Genomic DNA, 21,613 nt, shown 5'->3' on the forward strand with positions numbered 1-21,613 from the left:
GATTCGGCAGCCCCGAGCGATGACAGCGCCAGGCGACCAAATAAAGCCGGAAAAACCATTCGCTCCGGCGGGGGGCGGAGACTGACCCGCTTTTTCCCGGTGGCAAGAACGAAAAAAACCTGCGCCAAACCCGCGGCCCGGGTCGGGCTCCCGGAGCCGCACGAAAGAAGAGCCCGCGCCGGAAACGCCGCTCAATCCAGCGTCTCGCGCAATTCCGCGATCAACGCCGCGTCCTCCTCCTGCTTCAGCCCGGCGAAGGACGAAGCCAGATTCAGCAGCACGCGGTTCAGGATCATGTTCGGCTCGGCGGCGAATTTCAGCGCCTCGCGCTGTTCGCGGCCGAGTTCCGGATGGGCGGCCAGCAGCGAGGCAAGGTGGTGGCGTTTCCCGGAATCGAAGCAATCGACGATCACCGGCTGACCCTCGTCCTGAATGCGGCAGAGGAAGTGGCCGGGGAAGCCGACGCCGGTGACGTCCAGGTCCAGACGCCGCGCGGTGAAGAGAAACACCAGGCACAGCCCGATCGGATTCGACGTGCCGGCTTCGATCACGAACGCCAGGTCCGAGTTACGCGGGTCGTAGTATGACTCCTTGTTGCCGCGGAAGCGCCCGGACTCGAACAGATACTGGCGCAGCGCCTCCTCCGAATCCGCGCCGCCGTTCTCCTCCGCCTCTTCGGCGAGCAGGTCGAGCGCGTCGGACAGCGACTGGCGCATCGTCACGCCGTCGTGGAGGAAATCGGAAAGCAAGCGAAGCAGGTACTCGAGCTGGTCCCAGTCGTCGCCGAGACCGCCGGACGGCATCGCCCACTCCGTGCGCAGGGTTTCCCGGCGCGCGGGCAGCAGCAGTTTCGAAAGCAGTTCGGTATCCGCGGGGGAACCTTCCCAGTTCAACTCCGCCAGCGAATCGCTGACATCGCCGGTCGTCCGCGCCAGGCACGCCGAAACGCGCTCACGGATCTCCGGGGTTTCATCATCGAGCAGCCGCAACAACACGGACAGCTCCGGGGTGGCAATGGCCGAAGCATTCATGGGTTTAGGGGGATGGGGGGTGAATCAAGGGTCAGGTATCGTCGGGGAACGATTCCCGTCCGCACGCACCATCGCAGAAATCGCCCGCGCCCGCCATGCGTCCTTTCCCGTAGGTTGACAAGGAAGGAAGCGGTGCTGGGGACGCTCAACCTTTGAAGATCATCCACTGCCGCCAACAAAAAAGGCCGCCTTGTGGGCGACCTGAATCAGGAAGAAAAGATGGTGCGCGATACAGGGTTCGAACCTGTGACCCCTACCGTGTCAAGGTAGTGCTCTACCACTGAGCTAACCGCGCGTTCCGTTGCGGGGCCGCAGGCTAGGAGCCGGATTCCGGCGATGCAATCCCTTTTTTGATTTCGTGACGAAGTTTGTTTCAAAGGCCCGAAACGAGCCAGAGGTAGCCGCGCTCGTGAGAGCGTGGGCCGGGTGAATTCACCTCTTCCCTGGCAGTCCCAGTCCCTTCATCGGGTCCAATGGGCGCAGCGCGAACAGCCGAGGGAAGCTCCCGAAGGTCCCTGCGCCCCAGCCTGGAAAAGCGTCGCCCTCCCACGGGGCTCCAAGAAGCGCGGCGCGGAGGCGGACCACCCATACAAGGGTGCGGGAGAATCCACCCCACCCACGCTCTTCCGAGCGCGGCTACCTGCTGCTCCCAAAAATAAGGGCGGGGAGTCCGGAGACTCCCCGCCTTTCAAAAACATCTACGTGGACGCGAACAGTCCGATCGCTTTCGGCGTGACGATTCTGTTTGCGGGTTGAAGGGTTAGGCCTTCTTGGCAGCCTTTTTGGCAGCGGCTTTCTTGGCCGGAGCCTTCTTGGCGACCTTCTTCGCGCTCTTGGCTGCCTTCTTGGCCGGCGCTTTCTTGGCGGGGGCCTTCTTGGCGGCTTTCTTCGCGACCTTCTTCACTGCAGCTTTCTTGGCAACCTTCTTGGCCGCCTTCTTCGCTACGGTCTTCTTAGCCACCTTTTTCGCGGCCTTCTTGGCGCTCTTGGCGACTTTCTTCGCTGCCTTCTTGGCAGCCTTCTTCGCCGGCGCTTTCTTCGCTGGCGCTTTCTTGGCCGGTGCCTTCTTAGCAGGCGCCTTCTTGGCCGGTGCCGCCTTCTTCACCGCAGCCTTCTTGGCAGGAGCCTTTTTGGCGGGGGCTTTCTTCGCGGCTTTTTTCGCGGGCTTTGCCGCGGCCTTCTTCGCTGTTTTTTTTGCAGCCATGGCTTTGTGTCGTTTGAGTTCGCGTTCGATGTTGGTTTTCTCTTCCGGTGTCAAAGTCCCGGCGGAGAGGAGCGCGAGGATCGCCTCTTCGAGACGTCCTCCAAAAGCATTGGTAAGGAACTCATGCGTCGCCCTGCGGACGATCGTTTCCTGCGAGTATGCAGCTTCGTAAACATGAGCGCGACCGACACGCACCCGCTTGACCAACTTCTTCCGTTCCAGGCTCTGCATCACGGAAAGCACCGTCGTGTATGCGCGGTCCTTTCCATCCGGCAACGCGTCGAGGATCACCGCCACCGTCGAGGGTCCTTCATGCCACAGCACCGACAGTGCCTGGAGTTCAAGGTTGGAAGGATGGGTTGGCCGAGACATGACGTGTTGCCTTGTTGGTTGGCACCATGAAACTAGTAGTTCAGGAATACGTCAAGTTCATTCCGGTGAAAAATACGGAAAAATTTAACATTAGGCACTCAACACCACCGACATGCCGATGAACCACTAGACATCTAGTAGCAAAACGAAACACCTTTCCACAACACATCAACGCGCTGGAATCCAGCAACCACGGGCTTTCCACGCGATCGATGCATTGAAGCATCCATCACGCGGCATGCGACCGCTCACTTCGCCTTCGGCTTCTTCTCCACCGGGGCGTCTTCCGTCAAAGCGGGCCGTTTGATGTCCGGCGAGATGCCCGCGAGTGCCTTCCAGAGCGTTTCATCACCCGGTGAACCGTTGAAGAGCACCTTCCCTTCGGGCGAGAGCAACACCATCACGGGGATGCCTTGCACGCGGAACAAACGGTTGAGCGGCTGCTTCGCATCATCGTTCACCCATGCGCCGGGAGGATGTTCACCGAGCTTCGCGACCATCGCGCGCGCTTCATCCAACACCTTCGGCGCGTCTTCGGAAACCACCGACACCACCGCGATGCCATGCGACTCGAACTCCTTCGCCGCCGCCGCGAAGTCCGGCATCGAGTCCTCGCACTCGCGGCTCCATGGCGACCAGAAGTGCAGCAACACCGCCTTCTTTCCAGCAGTGAGCTCCTTGAGCTTCACCTTCTGCTTTCCCTTCAGCGGCTCGAACTCCTGGTCGAAGCCATACTGCACTTCCTTCATCGCCTCCTCCATCCGCATCTTCTCGATGTGCGGCGCGTAGGCGGCGCCCTGGCGCGGACTCAACCAGAAGGCCTCGAGGATGTGCTTCTTGAAGCCCTCGCGATCGCCCTTCTTCCGCGCGTCGACCGCCGAGACGTATTCGACCACCGCGAGCCAGTCTTCCTTCACCGCGAAGATCTCGGAGTCCTCCAGCTTGAAGGCATCCTTCCGCTTCAGCATCTCCGGCAGCAACGCGGCAATGCCATCGTCATCGCCACGGTCCACCAGGTAGAGGAAGCGCGCCTCGAACTGCGATTGATCGGACGCGCCCTGCTTCTTCGCCTCGGCGATCGCCTTCTCCAGCGCCGCGGGGGACTCACGCTCGGTGAGCATGTGCTCCACGGCGGCCTCGCGCGGCGAAAGCTCCTCCTCCCCCTTCCCTTTCCCGCCCGCGGGCTCCTCCGCGGCGAAGGCGATGACCGGGAGCAAAGCAAGCAGGGCGAGCGGACGCATGTGGGGGAGAAGAGGTTGGGAGGTTGAAATCAGTGGGCGGGAATCTGGAGCGTCTTGCCGAGCACCACGACGTCCTTGGTCATTCCATTCGCGGTCATGATGGCCTTCTGGCTGACGCCGTACTTCTTCGCGATGCCACCGAGCGTGTCGCCCTTCACCACCACGTGGGTGGTGCCTCCCACAGCGGCAGCCGCCGGTTTCGAGGCGGATGGCTTCGGCGCGGAAGCATGCGAGGGGGACGCGGTGGAACGCGGCGCGGTCATGCCGGGATCGACCACCGAGGAATCCGGTGCCGGAGCGGCGGCCGTGCCGGTGGTTTCCTCATAGGCGGCCGGCGTGTCATACGTCGGGTTCGAGGCCTGGGCCGGCGCGCCCGCGGCGGCGGCCTGGCCACCCCCCTGCGGCGCGCCGTAGGGATTGGAAGTCTCGTAGGCGGAATCACCACCGTGGTTGCCGCAGGAGCTGAGGGCGACGGCAAGGGCGGAAACGGCGAGCAAGCGGAGAGGAGTCATGAGAGTGGAGTAGCAAGAGGGTTTCGGATTGGAAAGGTCCGAACGCGGTCATGCGCCGGACCCGTTGCTACAAGAAACGCCGCGGCACCGCCCGGTTGTTCAAGCTCCACCGCGGAAACGGAAAAACCCGGCCGCGGTAGCGGAAGTTTCCGCCGCGAAATCCGCCAGCGATTTCCCGAGCAGCGCGGCGAGACGTTCCGCCACCTGGCGGACGTATGCCGGTTCATTGCGCTGGCCGCGGTGCGGCTCCGGCGCGAGGTAGGGTGAATCGGTTTCCAGCATGAAGGTGCCGTCCGGACAGGCCACCACCGTCTCGCGCACCTCGGCCGCGTTCTTGAAGGTCGCGACGCCACCGAACGACACCAGCCCGTCGAGCTCCAGCACCTGGCTGGCATTCTCCCACGGCCCGATGAAGCAGTGGAACACCGCCCGCGTTTTCCCAGCATACTCTTTATAAATAGCGAGAGCGTCCTGGAACGAGGCGTCGCCGGTCTTGTCGCGGGTGTGGATCACGACATTCAGGCCGCTCTTCGCCGCCAGCTCGAAGTGCGCGCGCAGGAACACGCGCTGCCGCTCGCGGAAAGCCTCCTCCTCCCACCCTTCCGGCGCGGGATGGAAATAATCGAGCCCGGTCTCCCCCAGCGCGCACACCCTCGGGTCGTTCACATGCGCGGCGATCCGCTCGACCGCGCCATCCGGCGCCGAGTGCACGTCGCAGGGATGGATGCCGATGCACGCATGGACACCGGAAAAACGCCCGGCTATTTCCAAGTTCGGCTCGAGGTCTTCCAGGCAGGTCGCGAGGGTCACGATGCGGCTGACACCCGCCTCGGCGGCGCGCTGGACCAGATCGGGAACCTCACCGTCCTTGAAGCGGTGACTGGCGAGATGAGCGTGGGAATCGGTGATCACTCGGAGAAGCGGTAAGGAAGGTCAGTGGGTGACGACGGAGGGATCGGGATGGTCCTCGGACTCCACATCATCGTGCAGGTAGCTCTTCGGGCGATAGAGCATCGCGAAGGGAATGAACACCACCGCGCCGCCCAGCACCAGCCAGGTGAAGAAGCGGAAGTAAGCCGCTCCCTCCAACTTGCTCTGGCCGCCGCAGAACTCGGTGCGCTTGAAGCCCGCCACCACCGGCGCCTCGCTGACGCCCAGCACACGCTTGCGGTTGGCCAGCCAGGGACCGTCCGTGCTCGCTTCACCTTTCTCAACCATCACGCCCAGGTCCCATTCCGTGTTCTTCTTCCGGTCCGGACCGGCGCTGGAGATGCGGGCGTGGGCGGAATCGATCACATCGTAATCCAAGGCGTTGCCCCACGGGTCGGTCATGCCGGAGAGCAGCGCCTCGCCTTCCTCCTTGGTCGGGAACTTCTCCGAAGCCTTCGCCTCGATCTTGTCGGCGGCCGTGAGGTAGATCGAACGCCCGGGCACCTCGAGCGCCTCCAGCGCGCCCTGCTTGCAGCGGGCGATGAAGTCGTCGTCGTTTCCGACCACGCCATCGTAGCCGGGCAGCACGATCGTCCGCGGCGAGGTCTGCCAATCCGGTTCCAGGCGGGCGGTGGCCTCGTCGAACTGTTTCTGCGAGGCCGAGGGGATGGCGATGAAATGGTTCACCTGCGCGGTGAACTGGTTGCCGCCCCACACCGAAAGCCAGAACAACGCCATCACCCAGGACTTCATCGCCTTCGGAGCCTGCGTGTAGGCGAACTCCAACCCCACGATCGCCACCATCACTTCCGAGGCGGTGATGACGACGTAGGCCAGAAGCTGCCACCACACGGACGGCCGTTGGCCGGCATCGACCCACGTCTGGGTCAGCATCACCACGCCGAAAGCCGCCGCCATGAGGAACAAGCCGAACCCGATCTTCCGCAGTGGCGTGAGCGGAAACACCCGGTTGATCGCCGGATAGACGACGAAGGTGAACAGCGGGATGTAGATCAGGATCAGGATCGGATTGATCGCCTGCACCCCCGAGGCCTCGATCTTCCAATCGAGAAAGGAAAACGGCTTCAGGTCCAGGCTCTCCGCCTGCAACACCCAGGAGGAACCGGTCTGATCATACAGCGACCAGAACACCGCGATCAGCGCGAACAACGGCACCAGCTTGCCCAGCGCGACGAGGCCTTCCCGCGAGAACGATTCCCTGAAGAAGCCCGTCCCGCTCGGCGGAATGTGGACGAACTTGTGCCGGCCCATCCAGAACATGAAGGTGGCGATCGCCATCAGCACCCCGGGCACGCCGAAGGCCCAGTGCGGGCCGTAGTGCTTCAGCAGGATCGGCGTCAGGAACGTCGAGAAGAACGAGCCGAAGTTGATCGAGAAGTAGAACCAGTTGTAGATCCGCGTGATCAGGTGGTGGTTCCGTTTCCCGAACTGGTCGCCGACGTGGGCGGACACGCACGACTTGATCCCGCCCGCCCCCAGGCAGATCAGCGCCAGCCCGGAAAACAACCACCAGCCGGAGTAGCCGAACGACCCCATGCACGCCAGAGCCGCGTGGCCGAGGCAGTAGACAATCGAAAGCCACAGGATGGTCGGATACTTCCCGAAGAAGATATCCGCCAGCAGCGCGCCGAGCAGCGGGGTGAAATACACATAGCTCGCGAACAGGTGGTACTTCTCCACCGCCTCCGGATTGCTCATCGCATGGCCGGGAATCCGGTCCATCAGGTGCAGATACTGCGCCATGAACACGACCAGGATCGTGCGCATGCCATAGAAGGAAAACCGCTCCGCGGCCTCGTTGCCGATGATATACGGGATGCCGGGCGGCATCTTGTCGGTGTCGATCGCCGTCGTGCGGTAGGACATGGAGCAGGAGACTTGCTAGCCACGGCCCCGGGTCAAGGCGGGAACTTCTTCGCCGGAAGGATGCTTGAGAGCCTGCCGGGATAGGTAGCACAAGCATTCCTGCTTGTGGGCGTGCGCGGCCCGTGACCGGGTGAGGTCACAAACCACCCGGACGATCCGATTTGCGTGTTGTCGGGAAGCGGAGCGTCCCACCCGCAGGCAGGAATGCTTGCGCTATTCACCACTGCACCGCGGCCGCCGCCCAGGTCAGGCCAGCCCCGAACACGACGAGCACGATGTTGTCCCCGCGCTTGAAAGCGCCGGTGCGGTTCGCCTCGTCCAGCGCGATCGCCACGGCGGCGGCCGAGGTGTTGCCGTACTTGTCGAGATTCACGAACACGCGCTCGTTCGGCACCGCGAGGCGATCGGCGATGGCGTCGATGATGCGCAGGTTCGCCTGGTGCGGAATCACGCAGGCGATGTCCTCCGGCTGGAGGCCGGAACGCTCGATCACCTTCTCGGCGGCTTCCTTCATGCGGGTGACCGCGTGCTTGAAGACCTCCTTGCCGAGCATCGCCAGCGTGGCGAGGTGGTCGTTGGCGTTGTCGATGGTGATCGGGCAGGCGGAACCACCGCCGGGGATGTTGAGAAGATGGGTCTGGTTGCCATCGGTGCCCATCTCGGTGGCAAGAATGCGGCCCTCGCCCGGCTGCGCGGCACGCAGCACGGCGGCACCGGCTCCGTCACCGAAGAGCACGCAGGTCGAGCGGTCCTCCCAGTTCACGAAGGCGGACAGCTTCTCCGCGCCGATGATGAGCGCGTTCTTGAAGGCATCCGCCTCGATCAGGCGCTTCGCCATCTTCATGGCATAGAGGAAGCCCGAGCAGGCCGCGGAAATGTCAAACGCCACCGCCTTCGCCGCGCCGAGGTTCCGCTGCACGTAGCAGGCGGTGGCGGGAGTCAGGGTGTCCGGGGTGATGGTGGCGACGATGATCAGTTCGATCTCCGAAGCCGCGAGGCCCGCCTGTTCCAGCGCACGCTCGGCGGCCTTGGTGGCGAGGTGGGAGGTGAACTCCCCTTCCGCGGCGATGCGGCGCTCCTTGATACCGGTGCGGGTGAAAATCCACTCGTCGGAGGTCTCCACCATCTGGGCCAGATCGGCGTTGGAGAGAACCTTTTCCGGCACATAGCTGCCGGTGCCTGCGATCGTGACGGCGGTGTCGCTCATGTCTGGCGGGGAAAGTGGGAGGCGGGGGCCGGGTTGTCCAGCCCGGGGTGGGCGAACGTTTCACCACCGAAAAAACCCTCTCTCCTATCCGCCCTGCCATTCCGGAAAGGACGGTTGCAGGCGGATCGTTGTGGGGGAGGTTGAAATCCGCCATGAAACCCACCCTCGCCGCCCTACTCCTGCTCACGGTTCATGCCATGGCGGCCAATCCGGTAATGCCCGGCGCCGATCCCCACGCCACGATCATCGACGGCACCCTCTGGCTCCACCCGACCCGCAGCAAGGGCGGCGGCACCTTCCTGGCCTTTTCCTCGAAAGACCTCGTCCACTGGCAGGAGCGCGGCCCGATCCTCGACTTCAAGGACATCCCGTGGGTGGCAGCGGACGGCCGCGCCAAACACGGCGCCTGGGCCCCCTGCTTGGTCGCGAAAGGCGGCAAATACTACTTCTACTTCTCAGCCGGCCCGCAGGATCCCACCCACCCCTCGCGGATCGGGGTGGCCACCGGCGACTCCCCCGCCGGACCCTTCAAGGATTCCGGAAAGCCCCTGCTTTCCGGTGGAAATGGCTTCGAAGCGATCGACCCGATGGTGTTCATCAACCCCGCCGACAAGCGCCCCCTGCTCTACGCCGGAGGCAGCGCGGGCTCGAAACTGCGGGTCTTCGAACTGAAACCGGAGATGACCTCCATTCTCCGCGAGATCCCGGTCGAAACCCCGCCCCAGTTCACGGAAGGAGCCTTCATCCACCACCACGGCAGCCTCTACCACCTGACCTACAGCCACGGAAACTACCGGGACGACACCTACTCCGTCCACTACGCGACCTCCACCTCCGCGACCGGCCCGTGGACCTACCGCGGCGTGCTGCTGAAAAGCGACGACCGCCACAAGGGCCCCGGCCACCACGCCATCGTGGAAGACCCCAAGCTCGGCTGGCTGATCGTCTACCACCGCTGGGAGGCCAAGGGCCCCGGCCCCTACACCGGCTCACGGCAAATCGCCATCGACCGTATCACCTACGGCGCGGACGGGTTCTTGAAACCCGTCATGCAAACCGACGAAGGAGTCAGTCGGTGAAATGAACACCCTGCCGATGCCGGGCGGCGAACAAGCGGGTCGCGAGCAAGTAGGCCCAAAAGACCAGGCCTCCCAGAATCAACCCCGGCAACACTCCGATCAGCGGGTTCGCGGACACCGCAATGCCCAACAGGGGTAAATAAGGCACTACCGACCACCGGGCCAACGCGACCGGCGTTCCTTTCCACAACGCGCCCGAGATTCCCGCCCCCACTAGCGCCAGCGCCAGGTGAATTGCCCCCAGCCCCAAAGCGAGAAACCCGGCTGAAGCCGGATGGCTGTCGGCTTTGTTCGAATAGAGGTAGAGGAAGAAAAACGACGCCACCATGGCCCCCGCACCCGCGAGCCACGCTACCGCCACAGCGGTCAGATTCAGCATGCGCATCCGCTGCATGCAGCCACTCCACACGAAACCTCCCGCAGGAACAAGCTCCCGCGGAACGCTTCCAAGTCAGCCGCAGCCTCAGGCCTCCGCCGGAGACTTCGATGCCGCCAGGGCAGCAAGCGCCTCCTCGATGTGCGGATTGACCTGATGGTCGACCGTCTCCATCCCCACACGGATCGCATTCCGCACCGCGGTGGCGGTCGAGCCGCCGTGGGCGATGATGACCACGCCGTTCACGCCGAGCAGCGGGCTGCCGCCGTAGCTTTCGGCGCTGGCCTTCTGCTTGAGCGCCTTGAACGCGCCTTGGGAAATCACCGCGCCGAGCATCCGCACCGGGCTGGCCTTGATCTCGGTCTTGAGCCACTTCGACACCGCCTTGGCAGTGGCCTCGGCGGTCTTCAACACCACGTTGCCGAGGAAACCGTCGCACAGGACGATGTCCAGTTCGGTCTCGAACAGGTCGTGGCCCTCGACATTGCCGATGAAATTGATGCCCGGGGTTTCCTTGAGGCGCTTGAAAGTCTCCTTGGTGAAGGCCGTGCCCTTCTCATCCTCTTCACCGTTCGACATCAGGCCGACGGTCGGGTTCTTCTTGCCCAGCACGTGGCGGGCGTAGGCGGTGCCCATCACCGCGTAGGTCACGAGATGGTCCGGAGTGGCTTCCGGGTTCGCGCCCGCGTCGAGGATGTTGCACTGGCCGTGCTCGTTCGGCAGCGCGGAGGCGATCCCGGCGCGGTCCACGCCCTTCAGCGTGCGCAGTTTCAGGATCGCGGCGGCCACCGCGGCCCCGGTGTTGCCGGCGGAGACGAAGGCATCGGCCTTGCCTTCCTTCACCATGTCCATCGCGATGCTGATGGACGATTGGCGCTTCTTCCGCACGGTCTTCGCGCCCGGCTCGGCCATGCCGATCACCTCGGGCGCGTGGACGATGCTCACCCGCGGATCGGCGAGGCTGAGGCCATGTTTCGCGCATTCCCCCTCGAGCACCGGCTGGTCACCGACCAAGTAAAGGTGCTGGAGATTCGGATACAGGCGGAGGGCGTCGATCGCGCCCACGATGTTCACGGTGGGGGCGTGGTCACCGCCCATGGCGTCCAAAGCGACTTTCATGCGGAGATATTCGGGAAAACTGAGCAAACGGTGTACGCCAAATCACCGCGTCCGGGAAGCCCGGCGCGGTGATTGGAGAAAAGAAGCATCAGAAGAGCGCCTCAGAGGGCCTCGACCGTCAGCACCTGGCGGCTGCGGTAGTAACCGCAGGACGGGCAGGCGATGTGCGAGGGGATGCGGGTACCGCATTCCGGGCAGCTCTTGAGGATCGGGGCGCGCCAGCGGGTTGCGCCACGGCGCATTTTCGAGCGGCTCTTGGATTGGCGGCGTTTTGGGACTGCCATGGTAGTAGAGTCGGTTAGTGTTGGTCCTTTAGGTCCTTGAGCGCGTCGAGGGCGGTCCAACGGTCGTCGGTCCCTGCGCGGGGGGCGGTCTCTACATCGTCTCCCTCCGGTTTGTCCACTGCTAAATAGCGGGAATCGATTTCGCACTGCTGCGGCTCGTCCCCATCCTCGCACCGCGGGTCGATCGGAAAGTGGATCAAAACCTCTTCCCGCAAGGCTTCGGTGACGTCGAGCTCCCCCTCGGTGGTGATTTCCTGGGACACCGCCGCGCTTTCCAGCCGGATGGTCTGGGTGAAGGGGTGGAGCGTCCGGACGCAGATGAATTCGAAGGGCGCGGACAGGCTGCCGGTCAGCAGCAGCTCGGAGCCGAAACGCTGCACGAAAAGCTCGTATTCCAAGGGCCCGGTGGCCTTCGCGTCCCCTTCCGGGAGGTCGAAAATGTCCGCTGGCAGCTCTCCGGAGACGTTTTTCCCGTCCTCCGGCAAGGTGCTCAGATCGATCAGCAAGCGTTTCTGCATGCCGGATAGTAATCCATGCCGCCCATCCGCCAAGCGGAACCCGCTGCCGCCCGGGCCCCGGAGAGGTCATCTGCGCGCCAAAACCATCCAGTTTCTTTCCCATCTTGACGCTTGTGCCCGGGCCCCCGCTCGCCAATCTCGCGCCAGAACCATTCGCTCTATTCGTTTTATGCCTATCGACATCGCACTGCTCAGCCGTATTTGCGAAGCCCCCGGTGCCCCCGGTTTTGAAAAGGAGATCCGCGCCCTCGTCCTCAAGGAACTCGATGGCCTGGCCGACGAGATCCGCACCGACAACATGGGCAACGTCGTGGCCCTCAAGAAGGGCAAGTCCTCCGAGAAGCGCGTGATGGCCGCCGCCCATATGGACGAGATCGGCTTCATCGTCACCCATGTCGACGACAAGGGCTTCGTCCGCTTCAATCCCGTGGGCGGATTCGACCCGAAAACCCTCACCTCCCAGCGCGTCCTCATCCACGGCAAGAAGGACATCCTCGGCGTGATGGGCTCGAAGCCCACCCACATTATGTCCCCGGAAGAGCGGAACAAGGTCCCCCAGATCAAGGACTACTTCATCGACACCGGCATGCCGAAGAAGGAGCTGGAGAAGTTCGTGGAGGTCGGGAATTTCGTCACCCGCTACAGCCCGCTGATGGAGCTGGGCGATTGTGTGAACGTGAAGTCCCTCGACAACCGCGCCTCCGTCTTCCTGCTCATCGAGACGCTGCGGGCGCTCAAGAAGGCCAAGAAGAAGCCGTCCTACGATTTCTACGCCGTCTTCACCGTGCAGGAGGAAATCGGCCTCCGCGGCGCCGGCCCGGCCGCGCTGGAGATCAAGCCGGACTTCTCCTTCGGCCTGGACACCACCATCGCCTACGACGTCCCGGGCTCGACGCCGCAGGAACGCTGCACCGCCCTCGGTGAGGGCGCGGCGATCAAGATCATGGATTCCTCGGTGATCTGCGACTACCGCATGGTGGCCTACATGAAAGCCGTGGCGGAGCGGAACTCGATCAAGTGGCAGCCGGAGATCCTCGCCGCCGGCGGCACGGACACGGCGCAGCTCCAGCGGATGGTGCCGGGCGGCTCGATCGCCGGCGCGGTGTCGATCCCGACCCGCCACATCCACCAGACGATCGAAACCACGAACAAGAAGGACCTGGCGGCCTGCATCGAGCTGCTGACGGCCTGCGTGTGCGAACTGGAAGGTCACGATTGGTCGTTCTGACCGTGGCGGCGCTTTCCAAGCGCCCAGCCTCTACCTCATTTCGAAAAGCCGCTCCGGGAATGGGGCGGCTTTTTTGTGGAGGGGAACCACGATCGAGCGGATTCGTGGAAAGTTCTCGGACAAGCAGCGCCCCAACGGGGCGTGATGAGATAGCCCAGGGCAACGCCCTGGGTAAGCGCGGGCTTCGTGACGAGCCCTGAAAGGGCGGGATGAGGAGGGTATCCGGCTTCTTGCCCCGGCATTCCGCCCCTTCGGGGCTCGACTCCTACCGACTCCACCACCCGGGGCGCTGCCCCGGGCTGTCACATGACGCCCCGTTGGGGCTTTCTGCATAGCGATTCAGCCTAGTCGCTCGAAAACTTCGGCCGGGCTTCATCTTCCATCCGTGATTGCCTTACACTGCTCAGGTGCACAGCATTGGGCGGATTTTAAAATTTCGGATGCCTTAATGGTGCGGATTGGGGCGCTTTGGGGCGATTCCGACACGAATATTTCAGATTTCCTGACTATATTTTTTGAATTTCGCGAAGCGGGATCGGTGTCGAGGGGATGACGAATTTTTTCATACCCCAAGAGGTGGTAGGCGGGGGTTGAGGGAGGGGTTCGCAGGGCCTTCATTTTTCAAGGGCTAGCGCGTTGCCAAGGTTTTTCATGCGGCGGCTTCATGGGGCACACCCACTAGATGTAGTGTTGTGAATAATTTGTGGATACCATATGAGGAAAACCTGCGTTGACCGTGACCAACCGCTTATGGCAATCTCGCCGACGCTGCTCGCCTCCCGGGAGCAGCCGCCCGCCGCCCCTCGGCAACCTTCTCAAGACCAGTCCCAGACCGTTTCGCAGCCATGTCCGCCACCACGACCGTCACCCTCGGCAACCGCACCTTCACCCTCGACCGCGAGAAGGCCGAGCAAGCCTTCGCTTCCAAGCGTGTGATCAATGGCCGCGAGACGATGTTCTTCAACATCCTGCCGCTGAAGTACCAGTGGGCGTACGATCTGTACAAGACGATGAAGGCCAACCACTGGGAGCCGGAAGACATCACGATGCAGAAGGACGTGGAGCAGTGGCGCTCCGACGAGATCACCGACGTGGAGCGGTGGATCATCAAGATGGGCATCGGTTACTTTTCCGCCGCCGAGGGCATCGTGGGCGACAACGTGCTGCACGTGGTCCGCGAGGTGGTGACCGCGCCGGAGCTGAAGCTGGTCCTCGGCCGCCACGCCCATGAGGAAAACATCCACGCCGACTCGCTGGTTTACATGCTCTCCTCGCTGGGCCTGAACCCGCACGAGTGCGAGGCGATGTTCGAGGACATCCCGACCATCAAGGAGAAGAACCACTTCGTCGTCTCGAACAGCCGCGCCCTGCGCCGCGATGTCGACCTCACCGTGACCGCCAACAAGCAAGCGCTGGCCAAGAACATCTTCCTCTTCGGCCAGGTGATGGAGGGCACCCAGTTCTACGGCCTCTTCGGCATGATCCTGAGCCTCTACCGCCAGAACAAGTTCCCGGGCATCGGCCAGATGTTCTCCTACACCCTGCGCGACGAATCGAACCACATCGAGGTCTTCCGCAACCTGCTCATGGACCTCGTCGACGAAAACCCGGACATCTGGACCGACGAGTTCCGCGAGGACCTCCGCGCCACCATGGCCGAGGGCATCCGCCTCGAAAAGCAGTTCATCCGCGACTGCCTCCCCGTCGCCGGTCTCGGCCTGAACGCCGCCGATTTCGAAACCTACATCGACTACATCGCCGACCGCCGCCTCGCGACCTGCGGCCTCACCCCGCTGAATGAATCCGTCACCAACCCGTTCCCGTGGCTGGCTGAGATGATGGACATTAAGAAGGAGACGAACTTCTTCGAGGGTAAGGTGACTGAGTATCAGAAGGCGTCGGCTCTTGCCACCGTTCACGATGATGAGCTCTGACGCCTGAGTTTGTCAGTTTTCAGTGTTCAGTTTTCAGGAAGAGAAGAAGCAGCAAAGAAGCCCCACCATGGCCCTGACCACCTTCGAGGATCTCGACGTTTGGAAACGCGGTTGCCAGCTCGCGGTGGATCTCTGCGTCGCGACCTCCGATTCCAAGGAATACGCACTGAAAGACCAGATGCAGCGCGCCGCGATCTCGGTCCCTTCCAATATCGCCGAAGGGGCCGAACGTGACAGTGACCGGGATTTCATCCGGTTCCTCCGCATCAGCAAAGGCTCCTGCGGCGAACTCCGCACCCAGCTCTACATCAGCGAACGCGTCCGCAAAAAACTCGGTCAACCGCCGATCGAAGGCTCCCGCGAGATGATCCAGGAAACCCGCCAGATTTCCGCCATGCTCCAAGGTCTCATCCGCAGCATCGACTCCCGCCGTCCCTCCTCTTCCTGAAAACTGAACACTGAAAACCAGCAAACTGTTCAGCCCTTCTCCCTTTCCATTTTCCCTTAGCCCCACCCCAACGACTCAAAGCCATGTATCGCGCCGTTAACCCCGACGAAGATCTCGTTCTGAAGCAGGTCATCACGGACCGCTTTACCCTTCCCGCCAACGACCGTGCCTTTGCCTGGCGCGAGGTGTTGCCCACGGAGAAGCGCAATCCCATCGCCGACATCATCGTCACCCGCGGCACGGCCGAATCCCACTTCTCGCTCGAGGATGTGGCGGACGCGATCGGGGACTCGCTCGCGGACCTGCTCATTTCCCGCCGCCAGGACGAAAAGTCGATCTTCTCGGACGTGAACCGCAAGTTCGTCGCCGACGTGGCCCACGCCGTCGCGAACTCGCTCACGAAGTCCCTCGATGACGGCGGCCGCCTCCGCCTGTCCGAGGCCGACCTCTACCTCCTCATCGAAAAGGCGCTGCTCGAGAACGACGCCTACGACGTCGCCAAGTCGCTGGCGTTCCGCCGTTCCATGGAGAAGAATGGCAGTGTGGACCTCCACACCGGCCCCCATGCCCTGCCCGTGCGCCTGATCCGTCGCAACGGCAACGTGGTGCCGTGGTCCGAGACCAAGATCGAAATCGCCGTCCGCAAGGCCTTCCTCACCATCAAGGAGAACCCCGATCCCGCCACCGACGTCGCCCGCGCCGTGACCGAGCGCATCCGCCGCGGCGACCAATCGTTCGTCCACATCGAGGACGTCCAGGACATGGTCCAGGAGGAACTGATGCGCGCCGGCCGCTTCAAGGCCGCCGAGCACTACATCCTCTACCGCGCCCAGCGCAACCGCCTCCGCCAAGAGCAGGAAAGCCGCACCGAGGACCCGAACCAGGAGTCCATGGTCGTCGTCACCACCGAGGACGGCACCAGCAGCTTCTGGGACGGCACGGAGCTGAAAAAGCGCATTACCTTCGCCTCCATCGGCCTGGACCTCTGCCTCAGCGAGGTCGAGATCGAGCGCGAGCTGCGCCGCTCGATCGGCAGCGAGATCTCCGAAAAGGACCTCAAGGCCACCGTGATCCTCAACGCCAAGGCCCTGATCGAAAAGGACGCGGACTTCGCCAAGTTCGCCGGCCGCGTCCTGCTGTCCTACATCTATGAGGAAGTGCTCGACTGGAGCATCCAAAAGGACGGCATCGAGAAGCTGAAGGAAGCCCACAAGGCCAAGTTCAAGAGCTACCTGAAGCACGGCGTGGCCATCAAGCGCCTCCACCAGGACCTGCTCGACACCTACGACCTCGACAAGCTCGCCAACGCCTTCGATCCCTCCGCGGACCTCGACTTCGACTACCTCGGCATCCAGACGATGTACGACCGCTACCTCGTGGTCGACAAGACCGGCGCCCGCCCGCGCCGCCTGGAAACGCCCCAGTTCTTCTGGATGCGCGTGGCCATGGGCCTGTTCAAGCGCGAGGAGTCGAAGAAAGAGGACTGGGTCATCCGCCTCTACAACCTCTACAAGGGCCGCCGTTTCTGCTCGTCCACGCCGACGCTCTTCAACTCCGGCACGCTCCACAGCCAGCTCTCCTCCTGCTACCTCTACAAGGTGGACGACTCCATCGAGTCGATCATGATCCGCGGCATCGCCGAAAACGCCTTCCTTTCGAAGTGGGCGGGCGGCCTCGGCGGCTCGTGGACCGCCGTGCGCGGCACCGGCGGCTACATCCAGGGCACCAATGGCGAGTCCCAGGGCATCATCCCCTTCCTGAAGCTGCACAACGACCAGCTCGTGGCCGTGAACCAGGGTGGCAAGCGCCGCGGCTCCGGCTGCGCCTACCTCGAAACCTGGCACAACGACATCGAGGACTTCCTGGAGCTCCGCAAGAACACCGGTGACGACCGCCGCCGCTGCCACGACATGAACACCGCGAACTGGATTCCGGACCTGTTCATGAAGCGCATGGAGAACCGCGAGAACTGGACGCTCTTCCGCTCCAACGAGGTCCCGGACCTCCACGACCTCTACGGCAAGGCCTTCGAGGAACGCTACACCCAGTACGAGGCGATGGCCGCCGAGGGCCGCATCTGGTCCCGCCAGCTCCCCGCGATCGAGCTGTGGAAGAGCATGCTCAAGATGATCTTCGAGACCGGCCACCCGTGGATCACCTTCAAGGATCCCTGCAACGTCCGCTCCCCGCAGGACCACGCCGGCGTCATCCACTCGTCCAACCTCTGCACCGAGATCACTCTCAACACCTCGGACGAGGAAACCGCCGTCTGCAACCTGGGCTCCGTGATCCTGGACACGCACATCACCAAGGATGGCGCGCTGGATCACGAGATGCTGAAGGAAACCATCACCGTGGCCATCCGCGCGCTGGACAACGTGATCGACATCAACTTCTACCCGACCCCCGCGGCGAAGACGGCCAACAGCCGCCACCGCCCGATCGGCCTCGGCATCATGGGCCTGCAGAACGCGCTCTATAAGCGCGGCCTGTCCTTCGCCTCGGATGCCGCCGTGGAGTTCAATGACGAGTTCATGGAAGCGATCGCCTACTACGCCTACGGCGCGTCCTCGGACCTCGCCGGCGAGCGTGGCAGCTACTCCAGCTACAAGGGCTCCAAGTGGGACCGCGGCCTGCTCCCGCAGGACACCGTGGATCTCCTGGAGGACGAGCGCGGCCGCAAGATCGACGTGCCGCGCGGCGGCAAAATGGACTGGTCCGTGGTCCGCGAGAAGATCGCGAAGCAGGGCATGCGCAATTCCAACGTGCTCGCCATCGCCCCCACCGCCACCATCTCGAACATCACCGGCACCACCCCCTGCATCGAGCCGAACTACAAGAACCTCTACACCAAGGAAAACCTCGGCGGGAAGTTCATCATCCTCAATGCCGAGCTGGTGAAGGACCTCAAGAAGGCCGGCCTGTGGAGCCCGGAGATGGTCGACCAGCTCAAGTACTTCGACGGCGAGCTCGACAACATCGACAACATCCCCGAGGCGCTCAAGCTGAAGCACAAGACGGTGTTCGGCATCGGCTTCGAATTCATCATCGACGCCGCCGCCCGCCGCCAGAAGTGGATCGACCAGAGCCAATCGGTGAACCTGTTCCTCTCCACGCCGGACATGAAGACCCTGTCCCACATGTACCGCCGTGCCTGGGACAAGGGCCTCAAGACCACCTACTACCTCCGCACCCTCCAGGCTTCCAACATCGAGAAATCGACCGTGGACGTGAAGAAGGACATGCGCGGCCTCGTCGCCTCCACCGGCGGCGTCACCGCCAAGACCTACACGGAGGAGGAGAAGAACGCGTGCAGCCTTGAGGCGATGATGAACGGCGGGACCTGCGAGGCTTGCCAGTAATATACATTGAATTATTAAAAAAGGGGATTCGCCACTAGGCGAATCCCCTTTTTTCTTGGCATGATAAAACACAATTTATACAACTTGTGTAAGCTACCCAAATTGCAACATGAACCAAGGATTTAACTCTACTCAAGTCGCAGCAAAGCTTGCCGAGTTCGCAAAATCAAATGATACGATTTTGTTTGCTGGAGCAGGAGTTGGAAGTCGAATTTCGTTACCCACTTGGGTTGGCCTTCTCAACTCGATAGCCGACAAACTCGATGAGCGAGGCCTCACAGATGACGCAACATTAATAAAAAAACGAGTATTGAGCGGTAATCTTCTTGGTGCCGCAACCATCATTAGAACTTGCGAGGGCTTAACCGACGGAGATAAATATGCAATTATAGCAGAACCCTTTTTAGAAAAAAACATAAGCCCCGAAAAAATACCCCTACTCGAAGCACTAGTCAACTATCCAAGCCTTGGGATAGTAACGACAAACTATGACAGAAGCCTCATTACGGCATCCTCCAAATACCGCCCCGGACACGCCCCACTATGCATAGAGCTTAATGACGGAAGTTTAAAAGGAGCCGCAACCAGAAGCGAATTCATCATCGCCAGAATTCATGGCCGTGCGGAGATGGCTGATTCCATTCAAATATCTGACGAAGATTATAAATCGCTCTTCAAAAATCAACCTTACTTGGATTTCGTGTCGCGACTACTGGAATACCGAAGAATCATCTTTATTGGATTTTCCTTTGCTGATCCAGCCATTAATTTGATACTCAATATTTACAAGCGCGCATTTGGCCCCAACTTCCCCTCTAAGCATGCTGCACTGGTCCCAAATGATTGCGATACCAAGCTGATCGCCGATCTTTTATCGGTTAATGTTGAAATCTGGAAATACAATTCCTCCGATCACCATCACGCTCTATGGGATGGATTCAGAAAACATTTTGACAGCGATAGAACAAAGGCCGCCGAATTACACCTCGATCTTAGCCAGACAAATCTATCCGATGTATCGCATTCAGAACTCCACAGATACCTAGCTTTCGCTTATGCTCAATCAAAGCAAACTTCAGGAGGCCCAGTTTCCCTATCCGACTTAACACGAGAAAGCATTGTGCTCGGAGCCATCGCCGAACAACATGGGAAAATATGCCAAGAGGTAACGGTTATCGAGCATGTCCGCCACCGACTTCGATTAAGCACCGACGAAGCTAGCGCCATTGTGAAAGCCGCTTTGGAGCGCCTCGAACAAAAAAAGGAAATCGTCCGCTCTAATGGATGCTTATCTTTGATTGGCTCCCATCAAGATGAAGCCAACCCCCTCTTAATCAAGCTATCGACGTCTATCAGCATTCGAGCACGCGTGGTTTACGACATGGACATTACCGAGCATGAAATCGGCAAATTGCCAATGCTTGTGGAAAGAGTGATTCTTTCTCGAGCTTGGGATCTAGGTGCCTATTACGCGGGCGCATCTATCCGCCCAAACGAAAATGGCGTGATCGAAACTCTCAAGCATTTGACAAGTGATCACTATCCTGATCAGAGCAAATCTTGGAAGGAATCATTAGCCAACGCGATCAGAGATCTTTTTAGTAATCCCTCCAAATCTGATGCTAATCATCTGACAAAATTGGGTCGGGCAGCATTTGCTGTTCAGATTGCAATGACATCTCCGCGCAGCGCTCTACTTCAAAACGGGGCACTACCAGACATTTTATATTTCGACGCCAGCGTAATCATGCCCGCCATTGTAGAAGGCCATCCTCTTCATGCTGGATATATTTCTGCAGTTTTAAGACTAATCGAGGCCAACAATAGATGCGGACACTCAACGGATCGAAGGATTTGCTATCAATTTTTAAACGAAATCGTTAGTCACCGCCGAAAGGCTCTGACTTTAGTGCAAGAAATCAAACTGGAAAATCAGGATATCTTAGAAAAATTCATCCGATTTAACGGTGCCACGAACGTCAATGTTTTCGTGTCTGCATTTTTGTCTTATCGAACAAAGATCAAAAACCCGACCGCTAGTTTTAAGGAGTTCCTCACCGCTTGTGCGCCTTACAACAACGAGAGTGAACTAGAGAATTACCTAGAACAAAAATTCCAAATAACCACTCAGAAAACAAACTTCAAAGCTGATCGACTAGTCGATTACAATCGTGCCTTCAATGAACTGAAAACCGGTTATGAATTTCTCCAAAAAAATAAAGACGGCATCCTTATCGAACACGAAGCAGAACAAATCGTAGCGCTATATATCGACTTGTCCCGTGGGAGGCGCCCTGTCTTCGTCACTGCGGACGCATCCCTTAGGCGCATTGTGTCGGAGTCTGAAAAACTTTGCCGTCTAAGCGGAAGCATATTATCTGAAGTTGGATTTCTGGGCATGGTTGACCTCTTGGTCGGTCTAAGCCCGAATACCGAAGTATATACCCGATTGATTTGGGGATTGGGTCGAAAAGACGGCGAACAACAAGTCCGTGATTACTTAATTAGCAGGAGTGTATCTTTCTACAACGAAGGACTTCTTGTTCAGATGCCTCAATTATTGAGAACCGTATTATCTGAACATTCAGAAGGAATTCAGCGAATGGGCCCCTTTGGAAATAAAGATGTTAACGAAATTCAAGAGTCTCTTGATTTTGTCGATCGAATCGAGCTCGAATATTTGAACAAACAGCAGATTCGAGTCCAACAGATTCGAGACGAGTTTGGCCCAGGCGCAATATAACAACCTCACAACTCGATTCATCCGATTTATCATGGCTTTTCACTTAAAGCCTTCTGCACGCTGTAGTGGAATGCATGAAAAACAACCGTCCTCGCTACTTCACTCGAATCGATCGCAAATTGAAAAGACTCGAAGGGA

Annotated in this window: 17 protein-coding genes and 1 tRNA gene; 6 read left to right on the plus strand and 12 right to left on the minus strand. The window is 60.6% G+C overall.

Translation table 11 applies throughout. The features are described 5' to 3' along the window. Positions 1 to 191 precede the first annotated feature (191 nt). The 8 genes from llg_RS02655 to llg_RS02690 all read right to left on the minus strand — a co-directional run bounded on the left by llg_RS02655 (position 192) and on the right by llg_RS02690 (position 8,384). The gene (locus tag llg_RS02655; protein ID WP_338288000.1) at positions 192 to 1,031 is read right to left on the minus strand and encodes a transglutaminase-like domain-containing protein; all 840 of its coding nucleotides are present in this window, start codon (positions 1,029 to 1,031) and stop codon (positions 192 to 194) included. 220 nt (positions 1,032 to 1,251) lie between these two features. Then, a tRNA-Val gene (locus tag llg_RS02660) sits at positions 1,252 to 1,326 on the minus strand. A gap of 465 nt (positions 1,327 to 1,791) precedes the next feature. Next, a complete protein-coding gene (locus llg_RS02665) occupies positions 1,792 to 2,607 on the minus strand; it encodes a BlaI/MecI/CopY family transcriptional regulator (protein WP_338288001.1) in 816 nt (271 codons plus the stop codon). Positions 2,608 to 2,855: 248 nt separating this feature from the next. Beyond that, a complete protein-coding gene (locus llg_RS02670; RefSeq protein WP_338288003.1) occupies positions 2,856 to 3,848 on the minus strand; it encodes a TlpA disulfide reductase family protein in 993 nt (330 codons plus the stop codon). A 29-nt stretch (positions 3,849 to 3,877) separates the two neighbouring features. Then, positions 3,878 to 4,360, minus strand: a complete 483-nt coding sequence (locus tag llg_RS02675; RefSeq protein ID WP_338288004.1) for a LysM peptidoglycan-binding domain-containing protein — start codon at positions 4,358 to 4,360, stop codon at positions 3,878 to 3,880. Positions 4,361 to 4,459: 99 nt separating this feature from the next. Next, positions 4,460 to 5,272, minus strand: coding sequence for a TatD family hydrolase (locus llg_RS02680; protein WP_338288005.1), 813 nt, complete (start codon positions 5,270 to 5,272; stop codon positions 4,460 to 4,462). 21 nt (positions 5,273 to 5,293) lie between these two features. Further along, entirely contained in the window at positions 5,294 to 7,177 is a 1,884-nt protein-coding gene (locus llg_RS02685; RefSeq protein ID WP_338288006.1) for a POT family MFS transporter, read from the minus strand. Between the two features lie 217 nt (positions 7,178 to 7,394). Beyond that, the gene (locus llg_RS02690) at positions 7,395 to 8,384 is read right to left on the minus strand and encodes a beta-ketoacyl-ACP synthase III (RefSeq protein ID WP_338288007.1); all 990 of its coding nucleotides are present in this window, start codon (positions 8,382 to 8,384) and stop codon (positions 7,395 to 7,397) included. Between the two features lie 152 nt (positions 8,385 to 8,536). Between llg_RS02690 and llg_RS02695 the strand changes: the two genes are divergently transcribed. After that, positions 8,537 to 9,463 (plus strand): family 43 glycosylhydrolase, encoded by a 927-nt coding sequence (locus llg_RS02695; RefSeq protein WP_338288008.1) that lies wholly within the window; start codon positions 8,537 to 8,539, stop codon positions 9,461 to 9,463. On the opposite strand, the gene llg_RS02700 is transcribed toward llg_RS02695, so the two are convergent. From llg_RS02700 to llg_RS02715, 4 genes are all read right to left on the minus strand, one after another. Beyond that, positions 9,453 to 9,857: a hypothetical protein gene (locus tag llg_RS02700; protein ID WP_338288009.1), complete on the minus strand. Its 405-nt coding sequence runs from the start codon at positions 9,855 to 9,857 to the stop codon at positions 9,453 to 9,455. The two genes, llg_RS02695 and llg_RS02700, sit on opposite strands and share 11 nt — an antisense overlap. A 69-nt stretch (positions 9,858 to 9,926) precedes the next feature. Continuing rightward, positions 9,927 to 10,958, minus strand: a complete 1,032-nt coding sequence (gene plsX, locus llg_RS02705) for a phosphate acyltransferase PlsX (RefSeq protein ID WP_338288010.1) — start codon at positions 10,956 to 10,958, stop codon at positions 9,927 to 9,929. A gap of 101 nt (positions 10,959 to 11,059) precedes the next feature. Continuing rightward, positions 11,060 to 11,242, minus strand: a complete 183-nt coding sequence (rpmF, locus tag llg_RS02710; RefSeq protein ID WP_338288011.1) for a 50S ribosomal protein L32 — start codon at positions 11,240 to 11,242, stop codon at positions 11,060 to 11,062. A 14-nt stretch (positions 11,243 to 11,256) separates the two neighbouring features. Further along, the gene (locus llg_RS02715; protein WP_338288012.1) at positions 11,257 to 11,760 is read right to left on the minus strand and encodes a hypothetical protein; all 504 of its coding nucleotides are present in this window, start codon (positions 11,758 to 11,760) and stop codon (positions 11,257 to 11,259) included. A 169-nt stretch (positions 11,761 to 11,929) separates the two neighbouring features. Here llg_RS02715 and llg_RS02720 point away from each other — a divergent pair, with 169 nt between their 5' ends. The 5 genes from llg_RS02720 (at position 11,930) to llg_RS02740 (ending at position 21,475) form a co-directional block, all read left to right on the plus strand. Then, positions 11,930 to 12,988: a M42 family metallopeptidase gene (locus tag llg_RS02720; protein WP_338288013.1), complete on the plus strand. Its 1,059-nt coding sequence runs from the start codon at positions 11,930 to 11,932 to the stop codon at positions 12,986 to 12,988. An 845-nt stretch (positions 12,989 to 13,833) separates the two neighbouring features. Continuing rightward, the gene (locus llg_RS02725; protein WP_338288014.1) at positions 13,834 to 14,922 is read left to right on the plus strand and encodes a ribonucleotide-diphosphate reductase subunit beta; all 1,089 of its coding nucleotides are present in this window, start codon (positions 13,834 to 13,836) and stop codon (positions 14,920 to 14,922) included. Positions 14,923 to 14,989: 67 nt separating this feature from the next. Further along, positions 14,990 to 15,370, plus strand: coding sequence for a four helix bundle protein (locus llg_RS02730; protein WP_338288015.1), 381 nt, complete (start codon positions 14,990 to 14,992; stop codon positions 15,368 to 15,370). Between the two features lie 83 nt (positions 15,371 to 15,453). Continuing rightward, positions 15,454 to 18,732 (plus strand): ribonucleoside-diphosphate reductase subunit alpha, encoded by a 3,279-nt coding sequence (locus llg_RS02735; protein ID WP_338288016.1) that lies wholly within the window; start codon positions 15,454 to 15,456, stop codon positions 18,730 to 18,732. Positions 18,733 to 18,841: 109 nt separating this feature from the next. Then, positions 18,842 to 21,475, plus strand: coding sequence for an SIR2 family protein (locus tag llg_RS02740; protein ID WP_338288017.1), 2,634 nt, complete (start codon positions 18,842 to 18,844; stop codon positions 21,473 to 21,475). Positions 21,476 to 21,613 lie beyond the last annotated feature (138 nt).

This window comes from Luteolibacter sp. LG18 (assembly GCF_036322585.1).
Lineage (GTDB): Bacteria > Verrucomicrobiota > Verrucomicrobiia > Verrucomicrobiales > Akkermansiaceae > Luteolibacter.